This is a genomic window from Swaminathania salitolerans, from assembly GCF_007988945.1.
Classification (GTDB): Bacteria; Pseudomonadota; Alphaproteobacteria; order Acetobacterales; family Acetobacteraceae; genus Swaminathania; species Swaminathania salitolerans.
In genome coordinates this window covers 80006-97840 of sequence record NZ_BJVC01000005.1, presented here as the reverse complement: position 1 = coordinate 97840, position 17835 = coordinate 80006, and the positions used below count along the sequence as shown (strand labels likewise).

At 62.8% G+C, this 17835-nt stretch carries 12 protein-coding genes; 3 read left to right on the top strand and 9 right to left on the bottom strand.

The genetic code is table 11. The annotated features are described in order from the left end of the window. Positions 1 to 86 precede the first annotated feature (86 nt). The 6 genes from SSA02_RS10445 to SSA02_RS10420 form a co-directional block, all read right to left on the bottom strand. On the bottom strand, positions 87 to 1094 hold the full coding sequence (locus SSA02_RS10445) for a hypothetical protein (protein WP_147094028.1): 1008 nt from the start codon (positions 1092 to 1094) through the stop codon (positions 87 to 89). Between the two features lie 124 nt (positions 1095 to 1218). Further along, entirely contained in the window at positions 1219 to 4209 is a 2991-nt protein-coding gene (locus tag SSA02_RS10440) for a glycosyltransferase (RefSeq protein WP_147094027.1), read from the bottom strand. After that, entirely contained in the window at positions 4202 to 5959 is a 1758-nt protein-coding gene (locus SSA02_RS10435; RefSeq protein ID WP_147094026.1) for a tetratricopeptide repeat protein, read from the bottom strand. Before SSA02_RS10435 ends, SSA02_RS10440 begins: the two co-directional genes overlap by 8 nt. A 31-nt stretch (positions 5960 to 5990) precedes the next feature. Beyond that, the gene (locus SSA02_RS10430; protein WP_147094025.1) at positions 5991 to 7469 is read right to left on the bottom strand and encodes an HlyD family type I secretion periplasmic adaptor subunit; all 1479 of its coding nucleotides are present in this window, start codon (positions 7467 to 7469) and stop codon (positions 5991 to 5993) included. Between the two features lie 3 nt (positions 7470 to 7472). Further along, on the bottom strand, positions 7473 to 9635 hold the full coding sequence (locus tag SSA02_RS10425) for a peptidase domain-containing ABC transporter (protein WP_147094148.1): 2163 nt from the start codon (positions 9633 to 9635) through the stop codon (positions 7473 to 7475). Between the two features lie 241 nt (positions 9636 to 9876). Next, entirely contained in the window at positions 9877 to 10269 is a 393-nt protein-coding gene (locus tag SSA02_RS10420; RefSeq protein ID WP_147094024.1) for a hypothetical protein, read from the bottom strand. A gap of 148 nt (positions 10270 to 10417) precedes the next feature. On the opposite strand from SSA02_RS10420, the gene metH reads away from it, so the two are divergent. Further along, complete coding sequence (metH, locus tag SSA02_RS10415; protein WP_147094023.1) at positions 10418 to 13918, top strand: methionine synthase; 3501 nt, start codon at positions 10418 to 10420, stop codon at positions 13916 to 13918. A 147-nt stretch (positions 13919 to 14065) separates the two neighbouring features. Further along, entirely contained in the window at positions 14066 to 14818 is a 753-nt protein-coding gene (locus SSA02_RS10410; protein ID WP_186807765.1) for a YdcF family protein, read from the top strand. A 73-nt stretch (positions 14819 to 14891) separates the two neighbouring features. Here the strand turns inward: SSA02_RS10410 and SSA02_RS10405 are convergent, their stop codons facing one another. Beyond that, positions 14892 to 15758 carry a hypothetical protein gene (locus SSA02_RS10405; RefSeq protein ID WP_147094021.1) on the bottom strand — a complete coding sequence of 289 codons (867 nt, stop codon included), beginning with the start codon at positions 15756 to 15758 and terminating at the stop codon, positions 14892 to 14894. 87 nt (positions 15759 to 15845) lie between these two features. Further along, entirely contained in the window at positions 15846 to 16925 is a 1080-nt protein-coding gene (locus SSA02_RS10400; RefSeq protein WP_147094020.1) for an alkene reductase, read from the bottom strand. A 122-nt stretch (positions 16926 to 17047) separates the two neighbouring features. On the opposite strand from SSA02_RS10400, the gene SSA02_RS10395 reads away from it, so the two are divergent. Next, complete coding sequence (locus SSA02_RS10395) at positions 17048 to 17374, top strand: ArsR/SmtB family transcription factor (RefSeq protein ID WP_147094019.1); 327 nt, start codon at positions 17048 to 17050, stop codon at positions 17372 to 17374. A gap of 52 nt (positions 17375 to 17426) precedes the next feature. Here the strand turns inward: SSA02_RS10395 and SSA02_RS10390 are convergent, their stop codons facing one another. Beyond that, entirely contained in the window at positions 17427 to 17831 is a 405-nt protein-coding gene (locus tag SSA02_RS10390) for a hypothetical protein (RefSeq protein WP_147094018.1), read from the bottom strand. Positions 17832 to 17835 lie beyond the last annotated feature (4 nt).

Genomic DNA, 17835 nt, shown 5'->3' with positions numbered 1-17835 from the left:
CCCGATGCGGCTCTCGCCCGGCCTCTCCCGGTCGGGCCGCCGCATCGGCGGGCGATCCGGGAGCGACCGGAGAAGAGACGACTCGTTCAGGCCTCGCTTTTCTTGCGACGCACCGCGGTCTTGCGTGCCGTCTTGCCCTCGGCCGCCGACTCGCCCCCGACGGCATCCCCTGCCCCTGTGTTTCGGTTGTCCGTCTCCTGATCATGCCCCGTCCGCGGCGTGATCTCGACACGAAACGCTTCCAGCGGCGCGAGGGACTCGGCCTCGAGCGGCGTTCCTCCGGAAACCGGCCCCAGCGAGGTTCCGTCGGTGAAGCTCGCATATAATGTCAGATCGTGGCTCTCTTCAGCGCCATTCTTGAGCCGGACGCACAGACCCAGAATAGGCAGGGCCATACCACGAGAACCGCAATACTGACCGGCTTCGGCCCAGGGAGACAGCCACCCCTTTCCGAGCACGGCCTGATATTCGATATCCTCCGGAGCGATCTGGCTCGTCGGCGCGATCCCGAAACCCTCGATCCAGTTCTGGCTCCCGGGTTCGCCCATCCACTCTCCGATATGGGCGAGGACGTCGCCCCTGCGCTGGATATGGGCCGCAACCTCGTAGCGCGTACCCCCGGCCGGATTCCCTTCCGTCATCCCGCCGGACTGGTCGTCCTTTCCGGCAGCGGTCTGACCCGGCATGCCACCGGCCTCGGCAGCTTCCTGACGGGGAGCAGGAGCGGGCTGGGCCGGACCGGAAAGACGGGCGACCTGGATGCCCGGGGCCGGCAGGGTGCTATCCGGTGCCTGATAGGTCGTCACGAGGACCTGAGCCGGCCCCCGGGCGACGCGCACCAGCGCTGCCCCCGCGCCAGAACCGTTCATGCTGCTGATCAGCCCGTCATCGGCGAAAGTGCGAATCGTGACGATCCCGGCAGGCATGTTCGGAGCCTGGGTCACACTGACGGCCGGATAGCCGTTGAGCGTCTGGGTCCCCTGATCGGGCGCGAGGAAAACGCAGAATAAACCTGCGTCGAATGTCATCAAGGATGCATTGGCCTTGAGTTGAACGACCTGTTCCTTTCCGGTAGAACCCGTCGAGTTGGACATCTATATTGATCCGTCACTTGAATTGATATACGGGGAAAATTCAGACAAAGAATGTCTGTTGATTTTCGGCAGAGCTATTTTGTCTTGCATAACATCAATACGCCCCAAGTAAAACCCGTCCGTCTCATCGTGATAAATGTAGCAGGAAATGACTCAGGAGCGGGATGGGCATACCGAGAGGGACAACCGGGCCACGTCCGGTCTTGCGGAGCCGCTCGGATTGCGCGCCGATATCGAAACTGACCACCTGGAGTCCCGCGTGCATGAGGTTGGACAGCGCAAAGCACCAGGTCTCGGGCCAGATCGAGGGAACGAGGCCGAAATCGCATCCGAGAGAGCCGATCAGGGAGACGGCTTCGTCTTCCCTGAATTCGCCGGTCACCAGCACGCGCCCGGTCTTCATCAGGAGATCGTCGTCGATCGTGTAGCCCGCAACGTAATACTCCAGCGGCAGATCGCGCGCGGCTGCATCCCTGGCAAGCTCATGAACGATCTCGAACCCCTTCTCCCGTCCGATGGCTCCGGCAATGCAGATGCGCCTGCGATTCTGTCCCTGCTGCGGTCTGCGCCTGACGGGAGGAAGCGCGTCGCTCTCGAATGGCTCGACAGACACCGGGAGCCCCGGAAAGTGGCGACGCATGCGACGCTGGAGATCCTCGGATCCTGCAATCACGATACGCGCCGCATCCAGCTCCCGGTGTGAGCGCGCAACGAGTTCCGCGACCGGCATGTCGGCGTCGAGCAAGCTGCCCTGCGTGTCGATACAGGACTGACACCCGGCAATATCCGGCTCGCCACAATAGCGGCCATGCGGGCCGATCAGACATATCCGAGGGCAGAACCAGACGTAATCGTGCAGGACGATATCCCATTCCAGCCCGAGGGACTGCGCAAGCGCGCGCATGCAGGGCGCATGACCGAGCAGATGATGCCACTCGATCCGGGCCGCCTGCATCCGGCGCAGAACGACGATGAGATCGTCCCATTCGTCCGGCAGGGAAAACACGAGATTGTCGGTGTCTCCCCCGCAATCCTCGATACGACATCCTTTTTCATGAGGCCGGACGATCAGCACCTGGGCACCCGCCGCTTCGGCGGCTTTCTGGCGGTCGCGCACGACACGCTCCACGCCCCCGCCCGAATCATGGGTCACCATGATGAGACAGTGTTCATAGGCTCCGCGTCGCGAGAGCATACGAACCAGCGCGGCACTCCGGCGTGGCACGGCAAGCGGATCGGCTTCGATGAAGGCGGCCACCAGGGCATCGTATCCGGGATGCAGCCGGTTGAGCATACGCAGATTGCGTGCCAGCAGCAGGCTGCGCGTTCGCCCGAAAGAGACCGAGCCGGCATGGACGACATAAAGATCGGTTGCGGCGACATGCCGCCATCCGAGAGCGGATGCGCGACAGCAGAAATCGTTTTCCTCGCCATATCCCTGGGCGAAGACCCCGACATCGAGCAAGCCGACCTGTGTGAGACACGCCCCCCTGATGGCCATGCAGAATCCGTTCCCGGTCGGCAGGAAAACCGGCTCGCTGGAGGGGAGCGATTCGAAAACCCGGTCGAGCGCCCGCGCCGTCGGGAGATCCGGCGTCGGGTTCGGTCGCCTGACCGAAGGGTAGGACAGGATCGTGGCATCGTTGGAAAAAGGCGTCGCGGTCCCGATATCGGGCGCGCGCGCGAGCCAACCGCGCAGACGCGCAATGCCACCCGGAGGCATCAGCGCGTCGCTGTTCAGCAGGATCGTATCCCGCCCCCCGGCCCGGGAGAGACCCGCATTGGCGCTGGCCGTGAAACCGCGATTGACGTCATGACGTATCAGGGTGATACGCCCCGACCCTGCGCAGAGATCGAGATAGGCCGCAAGCGCGGGTTCCGGAGACGCGTCGTCGATCACGAGGCATTCGGTATCGGAGGGCGCTGCGGCGAGGGCCGCTTCGATGCAGCGCCTTGTCATCTCGAAATCGCGATAGACGGGAATGACGATCAGACACCCGCTGGCCGTGTTGCGGATGGCCGTGTTTCCGGTGGCCGGAAATCCGGTAGCGAGGGATCCGTCAGCAAGGGATCCGGAGACACGCGCGTCTCTCTCCCGGAGGTGCATGCCTCTTTCTTCCACCGGTCTGGAGACCGGCCCCGTTTCCGTCTGATCGAGAAGGCGCCGTGCCACTGGACCGATCGGGCTTCCCGTGAGCGGTTGCCCGTACCGATCCGTGACCTCGATGGTCGCATCGGGGAGGGAAGCGAGCGGAACGTCGAAGCGGCGCGGCCGCGCCAGAGGTTTTTCGATCCGTGCTGCGGGTTCTATCTGGTCGGCCCTGATGCTGATCGTGACATCGCCGCAGCTGATCAGGACATCGGGCGTGAAATCCGGATCGGCGGGATACCAGATCCATCCCTCGAGCCGATCGCGGGAGATCGTCACGAACCCTTGTACGCGGCGCAGCGCCTCGAGATGAACGGGAGCGCCATAGAGCAGCCGGTCGGCGCATCGTATCTCGAGCTGTCGCGCTACGCGCCAGAGTTCCGGCAGAACGAACGGCAAGGAGAGATCCTGCGCCACACAATGCCCGTCGAGAAAGACGGCGACATCCGCCTCGCTCTCGCCGACGACGATCCCGTCATTGCTGCAGGCACACCATCCCGGAGCGCCGGAGCGCTTGCAGAAGAATGTCGCCCAGTTACGGCCCTCGGGAGACGGCGCATAGGATTGGAGCATCTGCCCGAAAAGGGAGACGGCCTCGCTCTCGCGACCGAGACGCTGCAAGGCGATGGCACGGGCGATCGGCGCCTTGCGAATGATGAAACGACGCGCGATCCACCCCATACGCCCGGCGGCCTCTTCCCAGTGACCCGCTGAGAGAAGGGCCATGCCATAGGAGAAGATGACGTTCGGGTCGAAACGCGCCATACGGGCGGCGCGCCCGAGCCAGAACAGGGCTGCCGCCCGGTCGCCCCCTTCGACCGCTTCCATGCCACGACGATAGGATTCCTGGGCGAGCGCGTCATGCCAGCGCTGCCATCTGGCCCGATCCTCCGGCGTGACGACGTGACCGTAGCCCGAAGCGACTGGGGCAGGACGTGCAGGAGAAACGGGAGGCGGCTCAGCCACGCGCACCCAGACGGCGATCGAGACGGGCCAGATCCTCGCTGGCCTCCTCGAGCCCCTGGGCCCGCGCTCTTTCCAGCCAGATCCGCGCCTCGACCGGATTGGTTTCTCCCGCCAGACCGCGTTTCAGATAACGTCCCAGCATGAGCTGGGCCAGACCGTGACCGCGCTCGGCGGCCATGCGGTACCAGCGCTGGGCCTCCCTGCGATTGGCCGGAATATCGTGACCGCCGCCAAGCATCGCCCCGGCGGAGAACATGGCCTCGACACTGCCGAGCGATGCCGCTTCGCTGTAGAGGGAAAAGGCACGCGGGTGATCGCGCCCCTCCGGCGTCTGTCCGGAAACGAGCAACTGGGCCAGAAGGGTCAGCGCCTCGGGCATGCGCGCAAAGGCGGCCTTCTCGAGCCAGCGCAAGGCGGCCTGAGGATCGGCGGTCACGCCGCGCCCTTCGAGATACATCCGCCCGAGCCAGTATTGCGCGTTGACGACACCGTCTGCGGCACGCTGCATCCAGTAGACGGCCTGCACATCGTCTCGCGTGGTGCCGACGCCCTCCGCATAACAGACCCCGAGATTGAATGCGCCGACCAGATCGCCTTTCTCGGCAGCGAGGAGAAAACGCTCCCGCATCGCATGGCGGTCGGATTCCGACCCGATTCCGGTCAGGGCGAGATTACCGAGATCGGCATCGGCAACACGGTCGCCATGCTCGGCCGAGATACGGAACCATTTCGCGGCTTCGTCGGGGTCGCGCTGCACCCCCGTTCCCGTCAGATAGAGCAGACCGAGCCCGCGTGCCGCAGGACCGTGACCGAGCTCCGCCGCGAGCTGGTACCAGGTTGCCGCCTCGAGATAATTGGGCGACATGTCTTCGCCGCGGATATGCAGATCGCCGAGCAGGGCCGCTGCCTCGGCATCATGCCCCAGAGCCGCGCGACGCAGCCATGTTTCCGCGCGATCCGGACGGCGTTTGACGCCCTTTCCCTGAAGCAGATAAAGCGCATAGCGGGTCTGTGCCGGAACCACCCCGCGCTCTGCCGCCTTCTCGAAATAGCGGGCTGCCGCCGCGAAGTCGCGAGGCTGGGCAATGCCCTGTTCGTTGATCCAGGCCAGGAAATAGAAGGCCGTCGCCAGATTGGCCTCCGCTGCAAGCAGAAGCTCCGCCGTTCCGCGACGACGATCCTCATCCGAACCCGGATTGCTGTGCAGGGCCATGCCAAGACCGAGATGGCCCTGACTCGACCCACCTGCGGCGGCTTTTTCGTACCAGAGACGGGCCTGCTCCGGATCGCGTATATCCTCCGGTCCGGACATCAGAACATAGCCGAGCAGGGCCTGCGCGTCCGGCAACCCCTCTTCCGCGGCCAGACGGCTCCACTGGGCAGCCTGCCCGAAATCGGGAACAGGCGTTCCGCGCGCGGCCTCGCCCAGAAGATCGGGGCGGTTCTCGTCGAACCCCGCCGGAAACCCGACGAGATAGAGGGTCGCGAGAACGAGCCGTGCCTGGGTATGTCCGGCTTCCGCGGCCTTTCTGATCCAGCGCGTTCCCCCCTCGAGGCTGGGCGGCGTACCCCATCCCTCGAGATAGGCCTTTCCCGTCCGGTACTGCGCCTCGATATTGCCCTGACGCGCCAGCCCGCCCAGCTTGGTAAAGCCCGAAACGGCGTCTTCGGGCGTCTCGAGCTGGGCGATCGCTTCCCTCAGCCTGGCATCTCGGGAAACCATGGATGCCAGACGCGATTTCAGTGCCAAACCCATATCCTCCCCGGACGACGTTCCGGTTTCAAGACGGCTCGCGGAGCCCGTTGGTCGCAGCAGGCATGACCTTGCTGAAGAAATACTGCATCATCGTTCTCTTGCCGACCTGGATATCCGCCGTGACGGGCATGCCCGGGATCGGATGGAAGAAGCTCGGGACACCGTGAAGCGTGTAACGGTCGATACGCAGCCGCACCCGGTAATAACCGCTCTCCGAAGGATCCTGTTCCGAGGAGGGAACCTCCCCCATCGCGGCGCCCTTCGCATCGGCAGGGGTGAAGGAATCGGCGCTGATCAGACGTACTGTCGCGTCGGCCCCGCCATAACGCGTATAGGGAAAGGTCGAGAACTTGAGCAGCGCGTGGTCGCCCAGCTTGACGAACCCGGCATCGTTGCCACGGAGGATCGCCTCCATCTCGAGCGCGGCCCCGGTGGGAACGATCGACATGAGCACCTGCGCCGGAGAGATGACCGACCCGACGGAGAGTTTGGAGATATTGAGAACCACACCGTCGCTCGGCGCCTTCATGAGCACGAGCTTGTTGCGCAGATCCGCCTTTTCATATTCGCCGACCGATTCGTCGAGATGGTGCTGGACCTCGGTCATCTGGGTATAGACCTGCGCTTTCCAGTTCTCGACATAGGCATCGCGTTCGGCTTCCACGGAAGCGAGCTTCGACTTGGTGGACGCCGCCGTCTGCTGCGCCTCGATCTGGGCGCGCTCGGCCTCCATGAGCTCGCTTTGCGCCCCGAGCGTCGACAGCTTGCTGCCGACCTGATCGGCCTGCAGACGACGGCGCATCTGAAGCACCTCGTTCGCGACCCGGCCGCGGCTCTGATGCATCGCGGCACTGGCCAGAGCCCCGGTCATCTGGCTCTGCAAGGCCGCGATCTCCTGGGTGTACTGATCCATCTTCGCCGTATATTCCGCCTTGCGACGTGAGAAGGCCGCAGCCTCACGCACCGAATCGGGATTGGATAGATCGGCGGTGTAGGTCTTGCCATCCGCCTCGGCGCGCAACCGGTCGAGGGTTGCCTGATAGGAATCGCGCTGGGCCTTGAGATTGACGATATCCGCCTTGGACAGCGTCGGATCGAGATGGGCGAGCACCTGACCCTTCTTGACATATTGCCCCAGCTCGACATCGATCGATCTGATGATCGACATCTCGAGCGGCTGGATGATCAGGTTGCGATCGACCGCAACGAGCCGGCCGGGCGTGCTCACCACCTTGTTCAGGGGGAAGACCGAGGCCGCCACCAGCCCGGCGATGAACAGGGCACCGATGACCCAGATGATATACCGCGCGGAAGCCGTCGGCGGCATGTTGATCATGGCGGCGCTGGGCGAGTGGAACTCGAGCAGGGCAAGCGGCATACCCTGCTGGGCGTACGGATCGTCCGCCTGACGGGGACCGTGACGCTGCTCCTGTGATCCGGTCTGACCCTGAAGCTGCCGGGAGTCCTTGTCGCCGTTTCCGGGCACCATATCCTTCTTGCTCATGGCTTATTCCTCATCCATCAGCATGGGATCGTCATCCTGACCGGCATCCCCCTTGCGATTTGCATTCTCGTGCCGGTTCTGTTGCATCCAGAGCATACGATAGATCTCGCACCGCTCGAGCAGAACGCCATGCGGCGCCACGTCGATCACCTTGCCCTTGTCCATCACGCAGATCTGGTCGCAATCGACGAGAGACGACAGACGGTGAGAGACGATCACCATCGTCCGCCCCTTGCCGATACGCTGGAGATTGGCGTTGACCAGCGCCTCGCTCTCGGGATCGAGCGCCGATGTCGCCTCATCGAGAATCATGAGCTTCGGATCGCTGATGACGGCACGCGCGATCGCAAGGCGCTGTCTCTGCCCTCCCGAGATGTTGGTGGACCCCTCCTCGATCGGCGTATCGTACCCGGCGGGCATGCGATCGATGAACTCCTCGGCCCCGGCCAGACGCGCCGCGCGAATGACGTCGTCCATCGTGTAACCCGGGCGGCCGGCCGTGATGTTGTCGCGCACCGTGCCGCGAAACAGGAAGTTGTCCTGAAGCACCACGCCGAAGGAACGACGGAGATGATTGAGATTGATCTCGCGCAGTTCGACCCCGTCCAGACGCAGATAGCCCGTATAGTTGCGACTGACGCCCTGGAGCAGACGGGTGATCGTGGATTTCCCCGAGCCGGACCGCCCTACGAGACCGAGCATCGTTCCGGCCGGAATCTCGAAATTCACGTCGTTCAGAGCTTTGACGGTCGAACCCGGATAGGAAAAATCGACCTGGGCGAAGGACAGCGCGCCCTTGACCGGCGGACGAAGCCCGGTGGTCAGGGCCTTCGTCTCCGTCGGCTGGTTCAGCACCAGTCCGGCCTCGCCCAGAGAGGTCATGACCTCGTTCACATCCTCCAGGATCTTGGCAAGCCCGACCAGTGGCTGGGCCACACGTCCGCCCAGCATCATGAACGCCATCAGCGCACCCGGCTGGATACTGCTCGATCCGTTCAGGATGAGATAGGCACCGACAAGGATGATGCCGCGATTGATGAACATGTCGAGCGGCATGACCAGCGTGCTCGGCCAGTTCTGCATACGCCCCGCCGCGAGCTTCCAGCGGATCACATCGGCCGTGGTTTCGTCCCATTTTTCGCGGCGCGTTCCCTCCAGCGCCAGCGTCTTGACGGTGCGGATGCCGGCCACGGTCTCGTACAGGATCGAGCTGCGTTCCATATCCGCCCGGATCATCCGGTTATAGATCCGGGTCATGGGCGGGAGGAAGATGACGATGATCAGCCCGATCAGCCCGGCACAGGCAAGCGTCATCCAGGCAAGGGTCGAACTCATGAAGAAAAGGAGCGGCAGGATCACGGCAAGGGTGAACATGTCCAGAAACGTGCTCATGAGCTTGCCGGTCAGGAAGTCGCGCACCTTGTAGATGGCCATGTAACGACCCAGGATCCGCCCGGTCTGCTCGCGCTCGTAGAATTCCAGCGGCAGGGCGAGAAGCCGGTTGAACGCATGCATCGAGATGCGCGTATCGACACGGGTCGTCATCACCAGCGTCAGTTCGCGCCGTGCATAGGTCAGCAGGGTTTCGTAGAAACTCAGGATGACCACGATGCCGGTGATAGAGACCAGAGTCGACATCGAATGGTAGTTCACGACGCGATCGATCACCTGCATCACGATCAGCGCCGGAAAGATCTGCAGGATGGAGAGCACCATCGACGCGAATAGGATGTCGCGCAGCGACTGCTTCTCACGCATGACGATCCGGACGAACCACATCAGATCGAACGGCGCATCGGCCTCGGAGAGATCCTTGCGGCGCTTGACCAGAAGAACGTCGCCCGTCCAGACCTGGGACAGGCGCAGCTCATCGACGGCGACAGGGATACTGCCTTCGTCTCCGAGCGGATCGCGCAGCCAGACGATGTTCCGCTCGGGATCGGCGCGAACCATCAGCGCCGCCGATCCGTCGCGGAACATCAGCACGATGGGCGGGGTGTTCTGCAACCGGACGAGATAACGCCACTTGACGCGCATCCCCTTGGCCACAGCGCCGTTCCCGTTGAGCCAGCGAGCCAGCGAGGCCGGAGAAGGCGACGCCTCGTTCGGCTCCGCGGCGAAGTCGCGGATATCGAGATCCAGACCGTGATACTTCGCGGCGGCCATCGCCGCACGGAGTCGGATATAGACCGGATTCTGGGTTTCGCTGTCCGCAGCGGCGCCATCGGGTTGGTTCACGAAGCTTCCTCTTGTGTTACTCTCTGTCGCACGGACGTCCGTTCGTCCGAATAGCGCAAAAACCCCACCCTCTGTCGAGCGGCATTTTCCGTTTCAATGTTAAATCATGAAATCCGAAGAAATCCGTGCCTGTCTCTTGCACGATCGGAAACATATACTTCGTAAAGTTTCAGTAAGATCTTGTAAAGCCGCCATCATTCCGGATCTCGTAACGCGCCGGGATAAGCGCATCCTTGCAAAGCGCGGTCAGGACATCTTCGTACAGATCGTCGCGACAGATGAGGACAAGGTGGGTGACTGCGTGATCCATGCGCCTTACCCGTTCCTGAAACAGGCGGTAAAGCGCATCGACGACCGGCAAACGCCCGGCGCAGCACGTACAGAATGCCCTGTGCCCGAAGACCGATGCCCGCCCCGGCGGGATCCTCTGCACGCTCGCCCAGCCGGTCGCGTCCGTCTCGACGCCATAAAGAAGCAGACTGGCGTGAGCGATCGCGGATCCGTCCGGCATACCGGCTGTTTCCGTCCGCACCGTCAGTGGTATGCGCGTGCCGGGCGCCATGACAGATCCTTCCTTCGAAACCCCTAATTCCGTTATAGGTGCCCGGCCCGGCTCTGGACAGGCCGCGGTGGCTCTGGAACAAGCAATGCCCTCTTCATGTCCACGCATCCCATTCCACTCCATATAGTAACGAGATCCTACAGCTACCATGACACGCCCCCATCTGCTCGATGCCCTGCGCGACCATGTTCTGCTCTGCGACGGAGGGATGGGGTCACGCATCCAGATGCTCGATCTCGAGGTCGAGCGTGACTACTGGGGGCAGGAAAACTGCACGGAGATCCTGACCCTCTCCCGGCCCGAGCTGATCCGCGAGATCCATCGCGGCTATTTCGAGGTCGGGGCGGATATGGTCGAGACCAACACGTTCGGCGGCTCGGTCGTCACCCTCGCCGAATTCGGCCTGCAGGACCGTGCCCGCGAGATCAACCGCAAATCGGCCGAGCTGGCGCGCGAGGCCGCCGAGACCTTCAGCGACGGGCGTCATCGCTATGTCGTGGGCTCGATCGGCCCGGGCACCAAGCTGCCCAGCCTCGCCAATATCGATTACGACACGCTCGAGGCCGGGATCATCGAGCAATGTCGTGGCCTGATCGATGGCGGGGTCGATGCCTTCCTGATCGAGACCTGTCAGGACACGCTCCAGATCAAGGCAGCCGTCAATGCCGCCAAGGCGGCAAGGCGCGAGCTGGGCTCGGATGCCCCGATTTTCGTGCAGGTGACGGTCGAGACCACCGGCACGCTTCTGGTCGGTCCCGATATCGCCGCGGCAGCCACCACCATCCACGCGCTGGACGTGCCTCTCATCGGCATGAACTGCGCCACCGGTCCGCAGGAAATGGCGGAACATGTGAAATGGCTGTCCGAAAACTGGCCCGGGCTGATTTCCATCCAGCCCAATGCGGGGCTTCCCGAGCTGGTGAACGGCGCCACGCATTACCCCCTCACCCCCGGTGAGATGGCGAGCTGGGTCGAGCGTTTCATCGCCGAGGACGGGCTCAATCTCGTTGGCGGGTGCTGCGGCACCTCGACCCCGCATATCCAGGCGCTGGACGAAATGCTTCGCAAACGTGGCGGGACCGCTCATCGCCCCGCCCCGGTCAAGCGCATCCATCACTGGGTGCCATCTGTCGCGAGCCTTTATACCCAGACACCGCTGCGTCAGGAGAACGCCTATTTCTCCATCGGCGAACGCTGCAACGCCAACGGGTCCAGGAAATGGCGCGAGCTGCAGGAAGCCGGCGACTGGGATGGCTGCGTAGGGGTGGGCCGCGAACAGGTGGGCGAAGGCTCCAATGCGCTCGATCTGTGCACGGCCTTTGTCGGACGCAATGAAATCGCCGAGATGAACGAGGTCGTCACGCGCTTCACCTCCTCGGTGAATGCGCCTCTGGTGATCGACTCGACCGAGACCCCGGTCATCGAAGCCGCGCTCAAGCTGCATGGCGGCAAGCCCATCATCAACTCGATCAATTTCGAGGATGGCGAAGGCCATGCCGAGGATCGCATGATTCTGGCGCGCAAATTCGGCGCGGCGGTGATTGCGCTCACCATCGATGAAGTGGGCATGGCCAAGACGCCGGAAGACAAACTGCGTATTGCCGAGCGTCTGGTCGATTTCGCCTGCACGAAACACGGCCTGCCGCAATCCGATCTGATGATCGACCCGCTGACCTTCACCATTGCCACGGGCGTTGAAGACGATCGCAAGCTCGGTATCTGGACGCTGGAAGGCATCCGGATGATCCGCGAGCGTTTCCCCGATATCCAGATCATCCTGGGGCTGTCGAACATTTCCTTCGGCCTCAACCCGGCTGCGCGCGCCGTGCTGAACTCGGTCTTTCTCGATCATGCGGTCAAGGCCGGCATGACGGGCGCCATCGTGCATGTCAGCAAGATCCGCCCTCTGCATCTGATCGCCGCCGAGGAAGTGAAGGTGGCCGAGGATCTGATCTTCGACAGACGCAGCGAGGATTACGATCCGCTCCAGAAGCTGCTGGAGCTCTTCGCAGGTCGCAAGGCTGCCGATGCCGTTCAGAAGCGTCGCGCAGAGACGCCAGCCGAGCGTCTGAAGGATCGTATCGTCGATGGCGACCGCAAGGGCATAGAAGACGATCTCGCTGCGGCGATGGAAGACATGCCGCCGCTCGAGATCATCAATACCGTGCTGCTCGACGGCATGAAGGTTGTGGGAGAGCTGTTCGGCGCAGGAAAGATGCAGCTGCCCTTCGTGTTACAATCGGCCGAGACCATGAAGACCGCCGTGGCCTGGCTCGAGCCCTATATGGAACGCGTGGAAGGACAGGCGCGCGGCACGATGGTGCTGGCCACCGTCAAAGGGGACGTGCACGATATCGGCAAGAACCTCGTCGATATCATCCTGACCAATAACGGCTATCGCGTCATCAATCTGGGCATCAAGGTGCCTCTGGCCGATATGATCACCGCAGCACGAGAGCACAACGCACAGGCCATCGGCATGTCGGGCCTGCTCGTGAAATCGACCGTGATCATGCGCGAAAATCTCGAGGAGATGGCGCGTCAGGGCATCGATATTCCTGTCTTCCTCGGTGGCGCGGCACTGACGCGCAACTATGTGGAAGATGAATGCGCCCGCTCCTACGGCAACGAAACGCCGGGCCGCGTCGCCTATGCACGCGATGCCTTCGATGGGCTGTCGCTCATGGACAAGGTTGCGAACGACCAGTTCGACGACTATCTGAGCGCCATACAGACCCGCCGGGCGGGCAAGCAGCGCAAGGTCGAGCGTGCGCCCGAACTGGCCGAGACACGCGGCTTCGCCCCCATCGACAAGGGAACGGCGCGCGCCCGTCGTGTCCGCGTGGCCGGAACGCAGCCCGTGCCCGTACCGCCTTTCTGGGGTGCCCGCATGGTCGAGGCGACGCCCGCCGCCGTGCTGCCCTTCCTGAACGAGCGCTCGCTCTATCAGTTCCAGTGGGGCTTTCGTAAGCAGGGCCGCTCGCTCGACGAGTTCATGGTCTATGCCAAGCAGGAACTGCGCCCTGTGCTCAAGCGTATGCTGGCGCTTTGTGCGGAGGAGGCCATTCTCAAGCCTCAGGCCATTTACGGCTACTGGAAGGCTGCGGGCGAAGGGAATGACCTCGTGCTCTTCCATGAAGATGGCGTGACCGAGGCCGCGCGCTTCGTCCTCCCTCGTCAGCCCCGTGAAGATGGCGAATGCATCGCCGATTTCGTGCGCGACATCGACGATGCCGAGCGCGATGTGGTGGGTCTGCAGGTGGTGACTGTCGGCCAGAAAGCATCCGATCTGGCGCGGGACTGGTTCGAGGCCAACCGCTATCAGGATTATCTGTATCTGCACGGGCTCTCGGTCGAGATGGCCGAGGCCATGGCGGAATACACCCATAAGCGCATTCGGGCCGAGCTCGGTTTTGCCGGTGAGGATGACCGCGACATGGAGAAAATGCTGGCGCAATCCTATCGCGGTTCGCGCTATTCCTTCGGCTACCCCGCCTGTCCGCGTCTGGAGGACCAGGAACCCATTCTGAAGCTGCTCGAGGCCGACCGCATCGGGATCTCGCTTTCGGATGGCTATCAGCTCCATCCCGAACAATCGACGTCGGCACTGGTCGTGCTCAACCCGCGGGCCAAGTATTTCACCGTCTGACCCGGGTGTGATGCCGTGCTTCCGGCACGCACGGTCATGCCGATCCGGTCGCAAGACCGGCATCGCACTCTTCTGCGGGGCGCGCCGCCACGTCGGCCCGGTCCGGCCTCTCTTTCATCCGGGCGTGAGAAAGGAAACGGGACAGAAATGACACATCCGGATTTTTCCGCTCTGGATCGATCCGGAATCAGGGAGGCCGCCGATCGCATCGCCGCCTATCTTGCCCTGATCAGCCTGGATGCAGGCCCCGGTCGGATCGACCTTGTCTGCCTCGCCGGAAACGCGGTCCTGTCCTGTGTGGACCATGCGACGGAGCTGGCGCGCCAGCACGATTGCCTGCTGCTGATCACGGGCGGTATCGGCCATTCCACCCCGCCGCTGGTTGCCGCCCTCGCCTCCCGCCTCGATTGCGCCCCCTCGACCCTCGCAGGCCTGTCCGAGGCCGAACTCCTCTCGCGTCTCGTCGCGGCCGATACCCGGCTCGCCCGAGATCGGATCATTCTGGAAACGCGCTCGACCAATACCGGCGAGAATGCCGCGTTCACACGCGACGTGCTCGATGAACTCGATCTCGGGCCTCAACATGTCGTTCTGGTGCAGGATCCGCTTCTGCAGCGCCGTACCGATGCGACGTTCCGCCATGTCTGGCGCGACCGCCCGGCGCGGTTCTTCTCTTCCCCGCCCTTCGTGCCCCGCCTCGGCGAGGCACTCACAATGGCCTCCTGGTCGCAGGAGCGTTATCTGACCCTGCTCCTCGGGGAGGTCGCGCGCCTGCACGATACGCCAGCCGGTTACGGCCCCAGAGGAAAAGGATTTATCGGACCGGTCGACATGCCCGACAGGATCCTTGTCGATCGCGATCTGCTGCAGCGAAATCTGCCGCTGCAACCGGGACGTTGAAACTGTTCGCTCCGGATCCCGGCAATCCGAAGCGGTCGAAGAGGGCGCTGTGGCCTATCCGGTCGCCCTGCTATCAGTAGCGATAGGCAAGGCCCGTGTGCAGCACCAGACCGTTCTGGTATGCACCGGCGGACTCGATCCCCGAGCCGCCATAAGCGCCGCCATAGCTATAACGCGTCGTTCCGTGTCCGTAATCGGAATAGACATAGTCTCCGCCACCGATCAGGTGGAAATGGCGCGTCATGCGATAATCGAGACCGAGCCCGCCCTCCCAGCGGGACTGCACCCCGCCGCGGAACATGAAACGCCGCTCCAGCTGGGCCGCCCAGCCGAAGCGTCCACGCAGAACGAGGCGGGATGTCAGGGCGTAATCGGCTTTGAGGCCTGCGCCCACGAACGTGCTCGATCCATCGTCGCCATAGCCATATTCATCCTCGGTGATATAGCCCCCTTGCGCAAAGGGGGTCAGCAAAAGGCGGTCCTGCAACACCAGGAAACCCTTGCCGATTTCGCCGCGCGTATAGGTCGAGTGCGAACCCGATCCGCCACCATATTCGTCGGAGAAATTCCCGTAAGGCGACCCGGTGTAGGTGTAGTTGGATTTGTAGTTGCGGCTGCCCGAGCCGAGAACGAACTGCGCCGCAGCATAGATATTCTCGACATTGCCGAGCGTGAACATACCCGATGCATCGACCTGAAAGCCAGGTACCCAGCCGATACGACGATGACGGCTGTGATATCTCGCTGTGTAGGCGGGGGTGTAATTCGTGGCATTCGTGTTTTCGATCGCAGAACCGCCATTGACCCGATTGTCGAACAATCCAGCCATCGAAAGGCCGATTTCGCGATTGACCGCCACGACCGGCAGCGGGTCGGCCAGTGCTCCCGAAATCGAGAGGGTCGAGAGACAGGCAACGGCCAGAGCAGAATGAATGCGCATGGGGGATCCAGAAAGAAACGGGTTGCTTCTCCCTGAACCCCGAAACCGTCACACGGTCAATATTACTTTAACGAAATTATCGCGAAGTTATTCTTTGTCATAAAACGGGTAATCGGTATAGCCTTCCTCGCCACGACTGTACCAGGTCTTGATGTTGTCGGTCTGAAGCGGAAGATTTTCGGCAAGACGACGCGGAAGATCAGGATTGGCGATGAATTTGCGACCGAAAGCGATCGCATCCGCCGTGCCATTGGCGACCGTCTCGATCGCCTCCTCGCGCGTATAGTCCTGATTGAGCACCAGAGGGTTGCGGAATACTTCGCGAATCGGTCCGTGCAGCTTGGGTTGATCGGTCTTGCCGAACGTGCCGTTCGGGCCGGGCTCGCGCAGCTCGAGAAAGCCGATTCCGAGATCGTTGAGCAGTTTCGCAGCAGGCACGAAGACCGTCTCGGGCGCGCTGTCGATGCAGCCCTGCGTATCCCCGTTGGGCGAGAGGCGCACCGAAGTCCGGTCTGCTCCGATGGTCGCAATGACGCGCTCCGTCACCTCACGCAGGAAGCGGATCCGGTTTTCCGGCGAGCCGCCATATTCGTCCTCGCGGTGATTGGTGCTATCGCGCAGGAACTCGTCGATCAGATAGCCATTGGCCGCATGGATCTGGACGCCATCGAAACCGGCCGCCATGGCATTGCGAGCGGCCACCTCGTAATCGCCGAGAATCCGGGAGATATCCTCTCTGGTCAGTGCGCGCGCCTGCTCGGCATCCTGTTTCCCCTCATAGGTATGGATCTGGCCGGGGGCGGTGGTCGCCGAGCTGGAGACGGGCTGTTGTCCGGTGACGCTCGAATGCACCATGCGGCCCATATGCCAGAGCTGGACGACGATCTTGCCACCCTTGTCATGCACTGCCCGGGTGATCGGCTTCCAGGCCTCGACCTGCTCCTGCGACCAGATCCCCGGAGCGTAGGGCCATCCCAGCCCCTCTCTGCTGATACCGGTCGCCTCGGAGATGATCAGGCCGGCACTCGCGCGCTGGGCATAATATTCGGCCATGATGGCGGTCGGGACATGGGCCCGGGTACCCCGCGCACGCGTGAGCGGCGACATCAGAATCCGGTTCTTCGCATCGATTGCACCGAGCTGGATCGGATCGAACAGAGTGGTCATAATGGTTGGTCCTCATGATCTCATGGGGTTTAATTCGACTTTCATCGAACTATATCAGGAATGGGGATGCGGCTCTCGATCGACAAGCCCCTCCCCGTATTTTCCGGAACCGGACCACGCCCATGCCCGAATACGACCATCCTGCAACCGAAAGCCTGACCCTTCTGGGCGTGTTGCGCGGGCTCGCAGATCCCATCAGACTTGAAATCGTTTTTCACCTCGGTTCGGTTCCCGAGGCGACCTGCGCGTCCCTGCTCGGAAGCCGTCCGCGTTCGAGCATGTCCCATCATTTTCAGGTTTTAAGGGAAAGCGGTCTTCTGCGCACACGCATCCAGGGCGTGCAGCATTTCAATTCCCTTCGAAGAGCCGATCTCGATTTCCGTTTCCCCGGATTGATGGACGCGGTGCTGGCCGCCCGGCCGCATGAGGCGTCTGCCGGGACCTTGTGAGCCGAGGCCATGATCGCCGTCCGGCCCGTGTCTGCGCATCGGGCCCGGAGGCTCATTTCCGCAGCGAGAAGCGCGCGACGATCTCGTGACGCTCCGGGTTCCAGATCACGATCCGATCGCTCTCCGGCCCCGCGATATGAAGGGCGAGCGATCCATCGGGTCGGGCAATCTGGGAGAGGATCTTCTCCCCGTGCCCATCGAGCACGAGAGGAGCGACCGGCGTCTCACGAGCACCCTGTGCATCCTGCATCGCAAATCCGCCCCGTCCCTGTGTCGTCACGCTTCCGGACGCAGCTCCCGGAGACGACGCAACTCCCGGAGAAGACGCAACTCCCGGAGACAGCGCACGATGCGCGATAATGCCGATGAGCCCCGCCGTACCGAGTACGATGAGGAGACCCATCCCGATGACGGCGGCAAGAAGCGCGCGGGATACGGGCGGCGCTGGTGAAGTCATGGCG

Excerpts from the sequence above, each read along its gene's own strand:
- SSA02_RS10430 (WP_147094025.1), bottom strand. The coding sequence starts at position 7,469 with ATGAGCAAGAAGGATATGGTGCCCGGAAACGGCGACAAGGACTCCCGG.
- SSA02_RS10410 (WP_186807765.1), top strand. The coding sequence starts at position 14,066 with ATGACACATCCGGATTTTTCCGCTCTGGATCGATCCGGAATCAGGGAG.
- SSA02_RS10390 (WP_147094018.1), bottom strand. The coding sequence starts at position 17,831 with ATGACTTCACCAGCGCCGCCCGTATCCCGCGCGCTTCTTGCCGCCGTC.
- metH (WP_147094023.1), top strand. The coding sequence starts at position 10,418 with ATGACACGCCCCCATCTGCTCGATGCCCTGCGCGACCATGTTCTGCTC.
- SSA02_RS10400 (WP_147094020.1), bottom strand. The coding sequence starts at position 16,925 with ATGACCACTCTGTTCGATCCGATCCAGCTCGGTGCAATCGATGCGAAG.
- SSA02_RS10420 (WP_147094024.1), bottom strand. The coding sequence starts at position 10,269 with ATGGCGCCCGGCACGCGCATACCACTGACGGTGCGGACGGAAACAGCC.
- SSA02_RS10395 (WP_147094019.1), top strand. The coding sequence starts at position 17,048 with ATGCCCGAATACGACCATCCTGCAACCGAAAGCCTGACCCTTCTGGGC.
- SSA02_RS10445 (WP_147094028.1), bottom strand. The coding sequence starts at position 1,094 with ATGTCCAACTCGACGGGTTCTACCGGAAAGGAACAGGTCGTTCAACTC.
- SSA02_RS10405 (WP_147094021.1), bottom strand. The coding sequence starts at position 15,758 with ATGCGCATTCATTCTGCTCTGGCCGTTGCCTGTCTCTCGACCCTCTCG.
- SSA02_RS10425 (WP_147094148.1), bottom strand. The coding sequence starts at position 9,635 with ATGGCCGCCGCGAAGTATCACGGTCTGGATCTCGATATCCGCGACTTC.